Annotated in this window: 14 protein-coding genes and 1 pseudogene; 12 read left to right on the top strand and 3 right to left on the bottom strand. The window is 58.1% G+C overall.

The genetic code is table 11. From position 1 onward, the window contains the following. Positions 1 to 100: 100 nt before the first annotated feature. Positions 101 to 580, bottom strand: a complete 480-nt coding sequence (locus G6041_RS05725) for a hypothetical protein (protein ID WP_012124857.1) — start codon at positions 578 to 580, stop codon at positions 101 to 103. Between the two features lie 255 nt (positions 581 to 835). Between G6041_RS05725 and G6041_RS05720 the strand changes: the two genes are divergently transcribed. The 11 genes and pseudogenes from G6041_RS05720 to G6041_RS05670 all read left to right on the top strand — a co-directional run bounded on the left by G6041_RS05720 (position 836) and on the right by G6041_RS05670 (position 11,932). Further along, positions 836 to 1,291, top strand: a complete 456-nt coding sequence (locus G6041_RS05720) for a GNAT family N-acetyltransferase (RefSeq protein WP_041460511.1) — start codon at positions 836 to 838, stop codon at positions 1,289 to 1,291. Beyond that, a pseudogene (locus G6041_RS05715) lies at positions 1,288 to 1,708 on the top strand (GNAT family N-acetyltransferase). Before G6041_RS05720 ends, G6041_RS05715 begins: the two are co-directional and overlap by 4 nt. Before the next feature lie 126 nt (positions 1,709 to 1,834). Next, positions 1,835 to 2,173 (top strand): FxLYD domain-containing protein, encoded by a 339-nt coding sequence (locus G6041_RS05710; protein ID WP_012124853.1) that lies wholly within the window; start codon positions 1,835 to 1,837, stop codon positions 2,171 to 2,173. Between the two features lie 55 nt (positions 2,174 to 2,228). Next, positions 2,229 to 2,429, top strand: a complete 201-nt coding sequence (locus G6041_RS05705) for a hypothetical protein (protein WP_004388074.1) — start codon at positions 2,229 to 2,231, stop codon at positions 2,427 to 2,429. A gap of 102 nt (positions 2,430 to 2,531) precedes the next feature. Continuing rightward, complete coding sequence (locus tag G6041_RS05700) at positions 2,532 to 4,430, top strand: NAD(P)-binding protein (protein ID WP_012124852.1); 1,899 nt, start codon at positions 2,532 to 2,534, stop codon at positions 4,428 to 4,430. Next, positions 4,427 to 5,623 (top strand): c-type cytochrome, encoded by a 1,197-nt coding sequence (locus tag G6041_RS05695; RefSeq protein ID WP_012124851.1) that lies wholly within the window; start codon positions 4,427 to 4,429, stop codon positions 5,621 to 5,623. The genes G6041_RS05700 and G6041_RS05695 overlap by 4 nt, the downstream gene beginning before the upstream one ends. A gap of 172 nt (positions 5,624 to 5,795) precedes the next feature. Continuing rightward, positions 5,796 to 8,180 (top strand): DMSO/selenate family reductase complex A subunit, encoded by a 2,385-nt coding sequence (locus G6041_RS05690; RefSeq protein WP_012124850.1) that lies wholly within the window; start codon positions 5,796 to 5,798, stop codon positions 8,178 to 8,180. Continuing rightward, complete coding sequence (locus G6041_RS05685; RefSeq protein ID WP_012124849.1) at positions 8,167 to 8,796, top strand: DMSO/selenate family reductase complex B subunit; 630 nt, start codon at positions 8,167 to 8,169, stop codon at positions 8,794 to 8,796. Before G6041_RS05690 ends, G6041_RS05685 begins: the two co-directional genes overlap by 14 nt. After that, positions 8,789 to 9,625: a dimethyl sulfoxide reductase anchor subunit family protein gene (locus tag G6041_RS05680; protein ID WP_012124848.1), complete on the top strand. Its 837-nt coding sequence runs from the start codon at positions 8,789 to 8,791 to the stop codon at positions 9,623 to 9,625. The genes G6041_RS05685 and G6041_RS05680 overlap by 8 nt, the downstream gene beginning before the upstream one ends. Then, positions 9,625 to 10,476, top strand: coding sequence for a DUF362 domain-containing protein (locus tag G6041_RS05675; RefSeq protein ID WP_012124847.1), 852 nt, complete (start codon positions 9,625 to 9,627; stop codon positions 10,474 to 10,476). The genes G6041_RS05680 and G6041_RS05675 overlap by 1 nt, the downstream gene beginning before the upstream one ends. A 100-nt stretch (positions 10,477 to 10,576) precedes the next feature. After that, a complete protein-coding gene (locus G6041_RS05670) occupies positions 10,577 to 11,932 on the top strand; it encodes an esterase-like activity of phytase family protein (RefSeq protein ID WP_012124846.1) in 1,356 nt (451 codons plus the stop codon). Between the two features lie 51 nt (positions 11,933 to 11,983). On the opposite strand, the gene G6041_RS05665 is transcribed toward G6041_RS05670, so the two are convergent. Next, the gene (locus G6041_RS05665) at positions 11,984 to 13,522 is read right to left on the bottom strand and encodes a methyl-accepting chemotaxis protein (RefSeq protein WP_004385750.1); all 1,539 of its coding nucleotides are present in this window, start codon (positions 13,520 to 13,522) and stop codon (positions 11,984 to 11,986) included. A gap of 227 nt (positions 13,523 to 13,749) precedes the next feature. Here G6041_RS05665 and G6041_RS05660 point away from each other — a divergent pair, with 227 nt between their 5' ends. Next, positions 13,750 to 14,811 (top strand): sugar phosphate isomerase/epimerase family protein, encoded by a 1,062-nt coding sequence (locus G6041_RS05660; RefSeq protein ID WP_041460711.1) that lies wholly within the window; start codon positions 13,750 to 13,752, stop codon positions 14,809 to 14,811. A gap of 46 nt (positions 14,812 to 14,857) precedes the next feature. Here G6041_RS05660 and G6041_RS05655 read toward each other — a convergent pair whose 3' ends face one another. Next, complete coding sequence (locus tag G6041_RS05655; RefSeq protein WP_012124843.1) at positions 14,858 to 15,349, bottom strand: anti-virulence regulator CigR family protein; 492 nt, start codon at positions 15,347 to 15,349, stop codon at positions 14,858 to 14,860. Positions 15,350 to 15,545: the final 196 nt, after the last annotated feature.

The raw sequence follows: 15,545 nt of genomic DNA, 5'->3' as shown, positions 1-15,545 counted from the left end.
TTGCCATAAACAGGCAAATCAGCTTTTGTCATGGCGGGCAGTGAATGCGAATTTAAATTTTCGGGTAAATAATAGTGTTACCTGAAAAATAATATTGACATTATTTGCTTTTTATTTGCTTTTCATAAAATTTGCTAACACGCTTAGCCTGAGATAATAAAGTTTCGTTTCTCGACTTATTTACCGCATTTTTATCTTTCAGGTCAATCCAGATAGTTGAGTGCAATGTGTCAAAAAAATACTCTTTAAGATCTTCAATTTTTGAATTTCTTTGGTTTTTAAAATAACCAATTTTGTTTATAAGCGGTATGCCTTTGCCAATGCTTTCACAGTCTTTCATGGAAAGATAAAGCAATGTATAGATACGAGATGTATCGCCCATTTTACCATCTTCATAAATCATTAAATGGTTGTTCTTAATAATTAGGGCGTTACACTCTTCTGCTTTTTTTATGAGCCTGTCTAGAACTGGCTTATCGAGAGCGTCCATACGGTTTTTATAACCGATGTAAGCATTAATTCCTGCGGCAATCGCTGCACAGGTCGCTGCTATCGCTGAATACGTTGCTGGATCCGGCATGTCTCTTCCTTTGTAGGGTCTCGTAAAAAAGGAATAATAAGCTTTTTTTATTATTTTTCACCTACGTGAAATAACAGGGTTATCACGATAAAAGGGCCCGGCAGGGAATATTTACGTTATGCAAGAGCCGTTTTCATTAGCTTATAGCAAACCACTGCCCCCAGAAACCGCTGTTGACACAGCCACTTATCGCGGCACAGGCTAATGTCATTCCATCACCACTCGTACCTCGCCAGCGTAAAGAGACAGATAACGATGATAACGACCCGAACCGCGACGCCTGCTGATGCAACGGCCATCAGCGCGTTATTAACCGAACTGGATTACCTGGATACGGCGCACTTTATCGACCAACGCCTCGCTGAGCTGCTGGTGCACCCGGATGAAAGAGTGCTGGTGGCGGAAGAAGATGGCGCGCTGCTGGGCGTTCTGTCACTGCATTTTATTCCTCAACTGGCGCTTAAAGGGGATTTCTGCCGTATCAGTTATTTCTGCGTTAGCAGCAACGCGCGCAGCAAAGGGATCGGCAGGCTGCTGGAAAGTGAAGGCGAAGCGCTTGCCCGTGCGCGCGGCTGCGATCGCATTGAGGTTCACTGCCACAGCCGTCGCAGCAACGCACATCGCTTCTATTACCGTCAGGGCTACACCGAATCGCCGAAGTATCTGTGTAAATCGCTGGCTGCTGCCGGGCGCGAAGGAGGCGAGCAGTGATAATTCGCCATGCAACCATTGACGATGTGCCCGCGCTTTGCCGGCTGTTTGAACAGCTCGGCTATACGATTGCCTTGCCAGATGTGACCGCAATGCTTGCGCACAGCGAGGCTAATGGTTCACGTGTGCTGGTGGCCGAAACCGCCGGGACGCCTTGTGGCGCAATAGTGCTGCACGTTATTCAGCCGCTGCATGAAACCGGAAAATGGGGGCTCATTTCCGCGCTGATAGTTGATGAAACATTACGCGGCGCGGGAACTGGCGCGAGGCTGCCTGAAGCCGCTCACGACGAGGCGCGCGCAGGGTTGCACGCAGATTGAGCTTTCGAGTAGTGAAAGCCGCGTTCGCGCGCATCACTTTTACGACGCGCAGGGTTATCGCGAAGTCCGTAAGCGGTTTGTGAAGCGCCCGGTATAAACACCAATTCCGCTACCTCTTAACATTCACATCCCTTTACCCTTTAGCGGTTTTGTTGGTTAAATCAGCGTTATGAATCAGTTAACATTCTGAACAGACATCACACCCGCATAACCCTGAGAATGCATGAAACGACTGTTAACCCTGTTTGCGCTCGCGTGCGCGCTGTTTATCCAGTGCGCGCGGGCGGATATCGCGCCGGTGGCGCTCACTGATGTCCATTTTGTGACAACCGAGGCGGGGAAACTGCGCCTTGAAGGTATGGTCAAAAACCTTACCGACCGCTCCTTACGGCAGGTCTATGTGGCGTTTAATCTCCTGCGCAACGGCATGGTGGTGGGTTATACCACCGCCATCACCTTCAACCTCGCGCCGGATGATACCTGGCATTTTGAAGCGCCATGCCGCACGCGCATATTCAAACCCGATCACTTCCGGCTGGCTGAGCTTTCGGCGATCCCCTGACGCAGTGCGCGAAAATACTCTACCTTTTAAGAGATAACGACTGAAAGGAGGATGTATGTCACTGTCTATCGACAAAAAACAGCAGCCGGGCGGGGCGTATGAATATACCGCCACCTGTCGCGAGGAAAATTACCACTTTGTCATTACCGGCAAAGGCGAAACAGCGACCGAGGCAGATACCAATCTGCTTGATAACCTGAAAGAGATGCAGCAGCGGCTCGATGAAGTCGCGCAAACCGGCAAACTTTCTGCATAAACCTTCCGCAATCCACGCCTGCCGGGGTGTCTGGCAGGCAAAAATTCTGTACCATTAAATAACAAACTGAAAACAATAATTTTTGTCCTTTAAGGAAGTTCTATGGCAATCACCCGACGTGATTTTCTTAATGGCGTCGCCATCACCGTGGCCGCCGGAATGACGCCGTGGCAAATTCTGCGCGCCTCGCCACAGACGGCAGCGCAGTCGCTCTATTATCCGCCGACCCTCACGGGGCTTCGCGGTAACCATCCGGGCTCGTTCGAACAGGCGCACGCGCTGGGGCGTGAAGGTAAGCACTTTGACCCGGCCAGCGTCCCGGTGGAGGAGGAGTACGATCTGGTGATTGTCGGCGCGGGCATTAGTGGCCTTGCCGCCGCCTGTTTCTGGCAGGAGCTGCGCGGCAAGCAGCAGCGCATTCTGCTGCTCGATAACCATGACGATTTTGGCGGACATGCCAAGCGCAACGAATTTCACGTCGACGGGAAAACCGTGCTCGGCTACGGCGGCAGCGAATCTTTCCAGTCGCCTGCGAATAACTTCAGCGAAACCGCGATGGGGCTGCTGAAAACGCTGAACGTCAGCATTGAGCGCATGGCAAAAAGCTTCGATCAAACCTTCTACCCGGATCTCCACTTAAGCCGCGGCGTCTATTTCGATAAAACCAACTTTGGCGTCGATAAAATCGTGAGCGGCGATCCGGGGCGCGCGGTGGCGGACGATATTCCGCCCGATCGCATGAACGCCCGTGACATTCGCGCCTTTATTAACGATTTCCCGCTGCCGCAGGCGGACCGCGACGCGCTCATCGCGCTGCACACTGAGAAAAAAGATTATCTCGCCGGGATGCGTGTTGAGGATAAAGTCGCGTGGCTCGATTCCCACAGCTACAGTCAGTTCCTGCGCGACAAGGTGGGGCTCAGCGACAGCGCCATCCGTTATTTCCAGCAGCGCACCAACGATTTCCAGGCGATTGGCATCGACGGCACGTCGGCGAGCGATGCGCGTATCTGCGCGCTGCCGGGGCTTGATGGTATGGATCTGCCGCCGCTTGACGCTGAATCGCTGGCGGATCTCGAAGAGCCGTATATCTATCATTTCCCGGACGGCAACGCCGGGCTGGCGCGCCTGATGGTGCGGCATCTTATTCCGGCCGTGGCGCCGGGCAACAGCATGGATGATATCGTGCTGGCGCCTTTCAACTACAGCCAGCTGGACAAACCCGAGCATCCGGTGCGTCTGCGCCTTAACAGCACTGGCGTACATGCCGCCAATGTGGCGGGCGGCGTCGAAGTGACCTACCTGCGCGACGGTAAACTGCACAAGGTAAAAGCCGGGCAGACCGTAATGGCGGGCTACAACATGATGATCCCGTATCTGGTGCCGGAAATTCCGCATGACCAGCAGGAGGCGCTGAAGCAGAACGTCAAAGCGCCGCTGGTCTACAGCAAAGTGGTCATTCGCAACTGGCAGCCGTTTATGAAGCTCGGCGTACATGAAATCTACTCGCCCGCGGCACCTTACAGCCGGGTCAAGCTCGACTACCCGGTGGATATGGGCGGCTACCAGCACCCACGCGCTCCGAACGCGCCCATCGGTCTGCACATGGTTTACGTGCCGACGTTTCCCGGCAGCGGGCTCAGCGCCCGCGAACAGTTCCGCAAGGGGCGCGCATTCCTGCTCGGTACGCCGTTCGAGGTGCATGAGAAGATGATCCGCGACCAGCTCCAGGGCATGTTTGGTGCGGCCGGGTTCGATCACGAGCGGGATATCGCGGCGATCACGGTTAACCGCTGGTCCCACGGCTACTCCTATTTCTTCAGCGGCCTGTTTGACGACGAAGAGGGCTCCCAGAAAATCATCGAAAAAGCCCGCCAGCCGGTCGGGCGCATCACCATCGCCAACTCAGACGCCGACTGGAGCCCGTATGCCAACTCGGCCATCGATCAGGGCTACCGCGCGGTGAAAGAGCTGCACGAGATGGCGAAGGAGGGCGCATGAAACGTATTACGTTACTGGCGTTAAGCCTGTGGGCGGCGCACGCGGGCGCGCAGGCGATGTCGCGCGGCGAATATGTGGCGCGCGCGGGCGACTGCATGGCCTGCCATACGGCCGCGGACGGCGCGCCGCTCGCGGGCGGGCTGAAATTCGCCACACCGCTTGGCGATATTTACTCCACCAACATCACGCCGGATAAAACCCACGGAATCGGCAGCTACAGCTACGACGAGTTCGCTCGCGCCATGCGCGAAGGTATCGCGAAAGATGGCCATCATCTCTACCCGGCGATGCCGTATCCGTCCTATGCGAAAATGAGCGATGACGACCTGCGCGCGCTCTATGACTATCTGATGAAAGAGGTCAAACCGCAGGCCACCGCCAACCGCGAGAGCGACATTCCGTGGCCGCTCTCGATACGCTGGCCGCTTGGCATCTGGAACAGCCTGTTTGTGGACGATAAACCGTTTACGCCGCGCGCGGATAAAAGCGCGGCCTGGAACCGCGGCGCGTATCTGGTGCAAGGGCCGGGCCACTGCGGCGCATGCCATACGCCGCGCGGCGTGGGGATGCAGGAGAAAGCCTTTGACGAACGCGACGAGCAGTTCCTCGCGGGCGAGGCGCTGAACGGCTGGTACGCGCCGTCGCTGCGCGGGCTGAAAATGTCCGAAGAGGATCTCGCCGTGCTGCTGCGCGACGGGCGCAGTAAACACGCGGCGCTGAGTGGGCCAATGGATGAGGTCGTCACCAACAGCACGCAGTACCTGATCGATGACGACAACCGCGCCATCGCGGCTTATCTCTTAAGCCTGCCGGGCAGCGAGCCGGTGAAGCGTGATGCGCCGACGGTGGCGAAAGCGGAAATGGAGAACGGTCATCGGCTCTATGCCCGCTACTGCGCTACCTGTCATGCCAGCAACGGCGAAGGGGCGGAATACGCCGTTCCGGCGCTGAAAGACAATCTCACCGTCAACGCCGATAACCCGCTGACGCTGCTGCGTGTGGTGCTGGAGGGCGGCAAAACGGCGGTGACGCAAAATCATCTGCCGTACAGCATGCCAGGCTACGGCTGGGCGCTGAGCGATCAGGACGCGGCGGATGTGACTAACTACATTCGCGGCAGTTTCGGCAATCACGCCGCGCCCGTCACGCCTGCGCAGGTGAAAGACGCCCGCGAGCAACAGCACCACGAGTAACCGACACGGCGCCGCTGGCTCAGGCGGCGCCGTTTTCCTCCTTTTCATCTTTTTCCCTGCCCGTTTTTCTGAAACTTTCCGCTACGCGCCGTCCAGTTTTTTCCTGTTGATACTCATCAAGCTTTCCCGCAACAGGGCTTTGCAGAACACGCCCTTTTTATGAGGGAACAGAATGGAACCATTAACCCCAAAGGATGAACCGGACGAAAGCGGGCTGTCGCGCCGCGACTTTCTGCGCGCCACGTCGGCGCTCGCGGCCGCGCCGCTTTTTGTGCAGGCCGGCGTGGCGAAAGCACAAACGCCCGCGGTAGAGGTACAGGAAACGGAAACCGTCGTGCCCACCTGCAGCACCTTTGACTGCGGCGGCAAATGCGATATCCGCGCGCACGTTAAAGAAGGCGTAGTGACGCGCATCTCCACGTGCCCGGATAACGAGGTGGATCCTGATATGCCGCTGATGCGCGCCTGCGTGCGCGGGCGCGGTTATCGTCAGTTTGTCTACCATCCGGACCGGTTGAAATACCCGATGAAGCGCGTCGGCAAACGCGGCGAAGGGAAATTCGAGCGTATCAGTTGGGATGAGGCGACGACGCTTATCGCCGATAACCTGCGCCAAATTACCGCGAAATATGGCCCGGCGTCGCGTTTTATGCACACCGATACGGCCGTTTCCGGCGGCGCGTTCTCCGGCGATAAAATGGCGCGGCGCTTGCTGAACCTGACCGGCGGTTATCTGGAGTCATATCACTCAGTGAGTATGGGAAACACCGCCGCCGCCACGCCCTATACCTACGGCACCGCCGCCAGCGGCAGCTCGCTTGATACGCTCAAAGACACAAAGCTTGTGATCCTCTGGGGCCATAACCCGAACGAAACCGTTTTTGGTCACACCAACCACTATTTTCAGCAGATGAAGCGCAACGGTACGCGGTTTATCGTGGTCGATCCGCGCTACTCCGACACCGTGGCGTCGCTCGCCGATCAGTGGGTGCCGCTGCTGCCCACCACCGATAACGCGCTGATGGACGCAATGATGTACGTCATCATCAGCGAAAACCTGCACGACAGCGCGTTTATCGCGCGTCACGCCATTGGTTTTGATGAAAATACGATGCCGGAAGGCGTACCGGCGGGCGAATCGCTGATGGCGTATCTCTCTGGTGAAAAAGATGGCGTGAAAAAAACGCCGGAGTGGGCGGAGCGCATCACCCATGTGCCTGCGCAGACCATCCGCCAGCTTGCCCGCGACTACGCCACCATCAGACCGGCGGCGCTGATCCAGGGCTGGGGACCGCAGCGCCATATCTGCGGCGAGCGCACCGCGCGCGGCTCCACGCTGCTTGCCACCATCACCGGCAATGTCGGCGTGAAGGGCGGCTGGGCCGCCGGCTACGGCGGCATCGGCAACCGATTGTTCTGTGCCGATCCCTACAGCGTGCCGAACCCGGTGGCGGAAAAAATCTCCATCATGAACTGGGTGCAGGCCTGCGACGACGCGGCGAAAGTCACGCCGGCAAACGGCTTAACAGGCGCTGAAACGCTCACCAGCAACATCAAATTCATCTTTAATCTCGCGGGCAATTATCTGGCGAATCAGAACCCGGACATCAACCAGACCGTGAAAGTGCTGGAAGATGAAAGCAAGGTTGAGTTTATCGTGGTAAGCGATCTCTTCCTCACGCCAAGTGCCCGCTACGCCGATCTGCTGCTGCCGGAAACGAGCTTTATGGAGCGCTGGAATATCGGCGAAACCTGGGGCACCGGCAACTATCTGCTGCTGTCGCAAAAGCTGGTGGAGCCGGAGTTTGAGCGCCGCTCGGACTACGACTGGCTGCGCGAGGTCGCGCGCAAGCTCGGCATCGAGGCGCGTTTTAGCGAAGGGCGCAGCGAAAAAGCGTGGGTGGAACATATCTGGGAGAAAACCCGCGAGGCGCTGGCGGATCACGACCTGCCGGATTTCGCCGGGCTTTGCAAAAAACCGCACGTCTACCTGAAATCGCCGCCGTATGTCGCGTTTGAAGAGAACATTCTCGACCCGGACAACCATCCGTTCCCGACACCCTCGGGCAAAATCGAAATCTTCTCAAAACGGCTCTGGGAGATGAATCACCCGGAGATCCCGGCGCTGTCGCACTATGTGCCCGCGAAAGAAGGGCCACAAGACGCGCTGCGAGACAAATACCCGCTACAGCTCATCACGTGGAAGGGGAAAAACCGCGCCAATTCGACGCAATACGCCAACCCGTGGCTGCAGGAGGTACAGCGCCAGCAGCTCTGGATCAACCCGCAGGACGCCCGCGCGCGCGGCATTCAGCAGGGCGATCTGGTGCGGATTTATAACGATCGTGGTGTGGTACGCATTCCCGCCGACGTGACGCCGCGCATTATTCCCGGCGTGGTGGCGATGCAGGCAGGCGCCTGGTGGCAGCCGGACGCGGAAGGCGTCGATAACGGCGGCTGCCCGAATGTGCTCACCAGCGCGCGTATCACTCCGCTTGCCAAAGGCAACGCCCATCAAACCCTGCTCGTTGAGGTAACCAGACATGAGCCAGTTTAAGGATTATCCCCCGGTCAGCGGCGAGCAACTGGGCTTTTTTATCGATTCGTCGCGCTGCTCCGGCTGTAAAGCGTGCCAGGTGGCATGCAAAGACAAAAATAATCTCGAACCGGGGCGGCGCTTTCGGCGCGTCTATGAAGTTCATGGCGGCGGCTTCACGCCGACCGGCGCAGGCGGACTGATGCAAAACGTCTTCGCTTATACCTTATCGATTTCGTGCAACCACTGCGCCGATCCCATCTGCACGCGCAACTGTCCGACGACCGCCATGCACAAGCGCGACGGCGACGGCATCGTGCGCGTAAACACCGACAAATGCGTCGGCTGCGGTTACTGCGCCTGGTCGTGCCCTTACGGCGCGCCGCAGCGTAATACGCAGACCGGGCAGATGTCGAAATGCGATTTCTGCGTCGATCGCCTGGCGCAGGGCGAGCCGCCGGTGTGCGTCGCCACGTGCCCGCTCGGGGCGATTCAGTTCGGCCCGATTAGCGCGCTGCGCGAACGCTTCGGCGCGCTCTGTGACGTAAAAGGGCTGCCGCCGTCATCTGTCACCAAACCCAATCTGGTCATTAAGCCGCATCAGGGCGCACAGCAGGAGGAACAGCACGATGCATGAGTTTCCGTTAGTGATTTTTACGCTGTTCATGCAGGGCGCAGTGGGCTTTACGCTGATGCTCTGCCTCACAGCCGGGCAGATGCCGCGCGCGGGGCGACACACGCTCGCCACGCTGCCTGCGCTGGTTTGTGTGGGCATCGCCGCGGCGCTTGGTTTACTCGCCTCGACGCTGCATCTGGGGTATCCGCTGAACGCCTTTAATGCGCTGCGCCACCTTTCCAGCTCCTGGCTCAGCCGGGAGATTGCGCTGGCGGGTGTGTTTATGGCGCTGATTGCTCTTAGCATTTTGCTTTTGATGACGAAGCGCGCAACACCGTGGCCGCTGCTGTGGCTGACAGTCCTGGCGGGGCTTGCAGATATGTTCGCTATGGCGTCCATCTACTGCCACGCGTCGGTCGTGACCTGGCAGCACGTTAATACCTGGGCTATGTTCCTGGGGTCCGTGGTGTTAATTGGCGCGTCGGTGTTACAACTTCGCCTCGCGTTGCGTCCGGCCTTTAACGCAAAAGCAGAACTCGCGGCAAGCCGTCGCCTTTCGCTGCTGGCCCTGGCGGTGGTATTGATCCGGCTTCTCATTCAGCCTGCGTACTATCACTATTTAGCGCAAACGGTAGTGCCGGTGACCTTTCCGCTACAGCCGCTTTCGGCCTTTAACGCCTGCGCCGGGCTGCGTCTTACGGGCTGGTGCTGCTCTGCCGCAGGGGCGATGCTGCTGATGACAGGGCTGACGCGCCCGCACGGCTCGCGCTCGTCGCAAATGACGGGCAGCGCGTTGATTCTTCTTGGCGAACTGCTGCTGCGCCTCGCGTTTTTCACCATCGACGCCTGATGCGTCTCTTCAACACCATAGCGCCCGCACAACCCTGTGTGGGCGCGCGCTGCGCCAGAAAACGGCTGGCCAAAAGCCGTTGCGATGCCTGCGTGAAACGCTGCCCGACGGGCGCGCTGAGCATCCACCATCATGAGGTGATTCTCGCGCCGGAGCACTGCACCGGTTGTGGGATCTGCCTGTTTATCTGCCCGGCGGACGCCCTGGAGAATCTCGTACCGCTGGCGCGAATTCACCGTGAAGGCGTGCTGCTCGGGCCGTTTACCCAGCCGGTCGCGGCAGAGGAGCTGATGCTCTGGCACACGCAGTACCGCATTCGCGCGGTCGCGGTGGATCTCACGCGTGACACGCTCTGGCTGCGGCCACTGGCAGAACTTAACCTGTGGCTGAAAAAGCGTGGCGAGCCGGGCTGGCAGTGTGTTGCGGTTTCACCGGCGGCAGGTGAGTCGAAGCGCCGTCTGCTGCGCCCGGACGGTGAACGCGCACGTGTAGCGCACGACGTTGCCACCCGGCGTGCGGCGGGGGCGTTTTTATCCGCCTACGCCGTCATGCTGGATACCACACGCTGTCTGCTATGCGGTGCCTGTGGCCGGGCATGCGCCAGCGGCGCGATACGCTTTGGTGAACAGGCGGTCGCGATCGATACAAAATGCTGCAATGGCTGTGGAGACTGCGCGGCGGTGTGCCCGGTGAATGCGGTAAATATCGCGAAGGGCGAGGCGTCGTCTGTTCGCATCACGCTTTATCACGCCCGCTGCGAGCGCTGCGGCGAGCCGTGGCGCACCTGGCATCCGGGCGAGAAAGTGTGCCCGGTTTGTCAGCGTCACGGCTTCAGCATGCGCGGCGGTTAACGCGGTGACTCGCTGAATCCACAGGAGAAAAGGGCGCTGTCATTAATCTGTCACGCCTGCGTCTTATAACAGTGCCACCCCGACTCTGGATCTGAGAACCATGAAATTCAAACCGCTTACGCTCGCTTTCGCGGCGCTTTTCCCGCTCTGTTCCCTTGCCGCCGCGCCGCAGGTGGAACGCTATGTCGTGACGTTTCCGCAGGAAGATCACGTGGTCTATTCCGGCAACTACGCCAGTGCGTTTCCCAATGGTCTCCCGGTAGGCGTGGGCTCCGGCCTGCTGTTTTTACGCAAAGAGGGCGATAACCTGATTTTCGCGACCGTCACCGACCGCGGCCCCAACGCCGACTCGCCGAAAATGGGCAAGCAGGAGTCGAAAATCTTCGCAAGCCCGGAGTACACGCCGCTGATGATGACCATTCGCGTCAGCAAAGACCAGGCGCAGGCGAGCGATCCGATGCCGCTGCATGACGATAAAGGCAATATCAGCGGTCTGCCACTGCCCGCCGGGCTCATCGGCGCCACCAACGAGCTGGCGCTTAACGACGCGCTGCAAACGCTCCCCGGTGATAAACGCGGGCTGGATACCGAAGGGATCACGCCGGACGGCAAGGGCGGCTACTGGCTGTGTGACGAATATGGCCCGTTTATGATTCATGTCGATGCCAGCGGCGCGATCCTCGCTAAACAGGGCCCGCAGGCGGGCAAGGGCGAAGAGGGCGTGGCCGGCGGACTGCCGAATATCATTAAGTGGCGTCAGCCTAACCGCGGCTTTGAAGGGCTGACCCGGATGCCGGACGGGCGCATTATCGCGGCGGTGCAGAGCACGCTGGATATCGACGGCAAAACCAAAAACACCGCGCGCTTTACGCGGCTGGTGAGTTTTGACCCGGCGACCGGTAAAACCGCGATGTATGGTTATCCGATCGACATTGAGGTCTATAAAAAAGCCAAAGACGCCAAAATCGGCGATATCGTGGCGCTCGATGACCACCGCATTTTGCTTATCGAACAGGGTGGCGATAAAAACAAAACCATGCGTAACCGCGTCTATGTGGTCGATCTCAGTAACGCCACCGATCTGAGCACGCTGGATAAGACCGAGCCGCCGGAATTCGACGATGCGGAAAAACTCAACGCGCGCGGCGTGAAGCTCGCCACAAAGCAGCTGGCGGTGGATTTGCGGGAACTGGGCTGGCAGCAGGAGAAAGCGGAAGGGCTGGCGCTTATCGACCCGCAAACCCTCGCGGTCATCAATGATAACGACTTCGGTTTACAGTCAGAGCTGCTGGAGCCGCAGGGCGATAAAAAAGAGATGGATGACTACAACGTGGACGGGCAGGGGCATCTGACGCTGGACGGCAAGCCGGTTGCCAGCAAAATCGGCATTAAGCCGCTGGAAAAACCCGCCTCGCAGAATGAACTCTGGGTGATAAAGCTCGATAAACCGCTGTAAAGGCAATAAAAAAGGGCAGGCCGACACCTGCCCTGACTCGTTTTACAACCGTTAGCTCAGTTTAAATACCGCGACCGCCTGATTGAGCAGCTGTGACTGCTCTTTCAGCGAGTGGGCGGCGGCAGAGGCTTCTTCCACCAGCGCGGCGTTCTGCTGGGTAACGGAATCCATCTGCGCGACGGCCTGGTTAATCTGCTCAATTCCACGGCTCTGCTCGCCGGTGGAGAGCGCGATTTCTGACATCAACTCAGAAACCTGTTTAATCGAGCCGATGATGCGCTTCATGCTCTCGCCCGCACGCGCCACGCGGTCACTGCCCAGCACCACCTGCTCGCCGGACTGCTCGATAAGCTCTTTGATCTCCTTCGCGGCCACCGACGAGCGCTGCGCCAGGTTACGCACTTCGCTTGCCACCACCGCAAAACCTCGACCCTGCTCACCCGCACGGGCGGCTTCCACCGCGGCGTTGAGCGCCAGGATGTTAGTCTGGAAGGCGATATCTTCGATAATGCCGATAATGTTGTCGATTTTGCTGGAGCTTGATTCGATCTCCTGCATGGAGACGACAACTTCTTCGACAATCGCGTTGCCTTCCTGGGCGGCGCTGCGCATATTGCCCGCGAGCTTATTCGCCTCGGCGGTGTTCTCCGAGGTGTGCTTCACGGTCGAGGTCAGCTGTTCCATGCTGGCGGCAGTTTCTCCGAGCGACGCGGCCTGCTCTTCGGTACGCGCCGAGAGATCGACGTTACCGGCGGCGATCTCTTCCGCGGCGTGGGCCACGCTCTGGCTGGAGTCGCGCACTTGGGCGATGATATTGACCAGCGACAGACGCATCTGCTCAAGCGAGCCGAGCATCTCGCCAATCTCATCTTTCGAGCCGGAGAGCACCGGCGTGTGCAGCTCGCCTTCCGCCATCTGCTGGCAGTGGCGACGCGCGGCATCCAGCGGCGACAGTACGCGGCGTTTCAGCAGAATAAACATCGCGCCAATCAGCAGCGTAAACAGCAGGGCGAACACCGCGATAGTAACGATGCTGTTTACAAAGCGCTCCTGCGCCTCCTGGTTCAGACGCTGGGCATATTTCTCACGAAACGCCAGCAGCTGATCGAGCGTAATTTCAAACTGACGATCCAGTTGCGGAATTGTGGTGCTTACGAGCTGGTTAAACCGTGCGGTATCGTTGCGACTCGCCGCATCCATCAGCGGACGCAGGCCGTCATCGACATACGCCTGCCAGGCCTGACGGTACGGGGCCGCCAGCGCTTCTTCGCCTTCAACCGCAGGGGCTGCTTTGTAGTTATTGAACGCCGCGATGGCTTTTTGCATCACCTCATTGGCGGTTTCAAGCGACGCCTGCGTTTTCTGGGTATCGCCAAGAGAGGCGTTAATCATCGCCTCCATCAGGCGCACGCGCAGCGTACGGCTATGGTTAATCGGATCAATTACCGAAAGCACCACGCGAATTTCTTTATTCACGTTATCCAGCGACTGGTTACTGCGCGTGAGCGACCAGAGGTTAGAGACGGTACTGACGAGAAAGATGAAAAGTAACAGACTGAAAACGAGAAATGAAAAACGCCTTACTGACATGTTGTTCCCTTGCGTGAGGTTGTAACACAGCGACCCGGTCACTCAAAAAGAGGAGTGCCACCAGACGGTTATCGGAATGTCAGCCAAAAAATTTAGGTTAAATGGGTTTTTCCCAACAAAACAAAGGGTTATATCTATATCAGGTACAATAAGCGAGGCTTATGTTTCGCCAGGCTATGCTTAACGCTGGCATCAGCGATTCGCGCATGTGCGCCATAGGAGTGAGATTGAAAACGCTACAGGGGCCATCTCTTTTTCTTTCGCAATTTATCAGCGACCGTCCGCCGTTTAACCAGCTCGATACGCTGGCGGCCTGGGCTGCCGGGCTCGGCTATAAAGCGGTGCAGCTGCCGACCCATTTGCCGCATATTTTTGATCTGGCCAAAGCGGCGGAAAGCCTGGATTACTGCGCGCAGGTGCGCGAGACGCTCGGCAATATGGGCCTGCAAATCAGCGAGCTGTCGACGCATTTCCAGGGACAACTGGTGGCGGTACACCCGGCGTATGACCAGGCGTTTGCCGGTTTCGCACCCGAGGCGGTGCGCCACGATCCGGTTGCGCGCCAGCAGTGGGCGGTCAGCACGCTGAAGCTTGCGGCGCGCGCCTCGCAAAACCTCAATCTCACGGCGCATGCCACCTTTTCCGGTTCGCTCGCCTGGCCGTTTTTCTATCCGTGGCCGCCGCACAATCCGCTGCTGGTGGAAGAGGCGTTTAACGAGCTGGCCAGCCGCTGGCTGCCGATTCTTAACCGTTTTGACGAGGCTGGCGTGGATCTCTGCTTTGAGCTGCACCCCGGTGAAGATCTGCATGATGGCGTGACGTTCGGGCGTTTTCTGGAACTCACTGGCCACCACCCGCGTTGCCATATCCTCTACGATCCGAGCCATATGCTGCTTCAGCACATGGATTATCTCGGGTTTATCGATCGCTGGCATTCGCGCATCCGGGCGTTTCACGTGAAAGACGCCGAGTTCAGGCCGTCAGCGGACAGCGGCGTTTATGGCGGCTATCAGCCCTGGATAGACCGGCCAGGCCGTTTCCGCTCGCCGGGCGACGGGCAGATAGATTTCAGGGCTATTTTCAGTAAGCTTGCGCGCTATGACTATCCCGGCTGGGCGACGCTTGAGTGGGAGTGCTGCCTTAAAGACGGCGAAACCGGCGCGCGGGAAGGGGCCAGATTTATCGCCGAACATATCATCAAAGTGTCTTCGCAAAACTTTGAGAATTACGCGCCCGGAAGCCATGAGCGCGAGGCGGTGCGCGGGATGCTCGGTTTGGACCCTCAGTAAAAACGCCGGGCGCAGCGCCCGGCATTACTCTCTGAGAAAGCGTTGATCAGTCAAATACGTTGTTGATAACGGCGGTCACCAGCGCCGTGCTGAGCGCAATCAGCACCAGATCGTCACCCACCATTTTCCACTCATAACCCGGATAATACGGCAGTTCGTTCAGCATGCTGGTCGGCACCGATTTTTTCGCGATGCCTGGCGGCAGCGGCTTACCGCGTGCGAGATTTTTCGCGATACCTGGCGGCAGCGACTCATAGCCGGTGAGGCCGTAGTTCACAGCGAGGCTGCGCGCGCGGCTGTAACTGATATCCGCCTCAACGTGGTCGGGTTTGCCGTAGTTTTTACGGCCCGACGCGTTGCCGCTGTCATTCTGGTCGTGGGTGCCATGATGACCATTGTTGCCGTGATTGCCGCTGTTACCATGACCGTTACCATTTCCGTGGCCGTTCCCGTTGCCGGGATTCGCCAGCGCAGGCGTGGCGCATACGGTAAACGCTGCCAGCAGAAGCGCCAGCGCACTCAAACGTTTCGTTTTCATAACCCTTCCTCATTCAGGTGGTGCAGCGTTATTTCAGCACAACGGCAACAAAAATCGATGGCGCTTTTTCCTGGATTTCACACTTCGGAATCTGCCTCGCAAAAACGTAACGTCGATTTGGCTGCGCCCGTTCGTAGCGGCAATATGGCTGTACAAATAAACAGTAAAGCAGGGCGCAAAAGCGCCGCAGAAACGA

The organism is Cronobacter sp. HA18003 (assembly GCF_011605905.1).
In the GTDB taxonomy this organism is placed as follows: domain Bacteria; phylum Pseudomonadota; class Gammaproteobacteria; order Enterobacterales; family Enterobacteriaceae; genus Cronobacter; species Cronobacter sakazakii.
The sequence above is the reverse complement of the archived record's forward strand: the minus strand, read 5'-3'. Positions and strand labels throughout refer to the sequence as shown.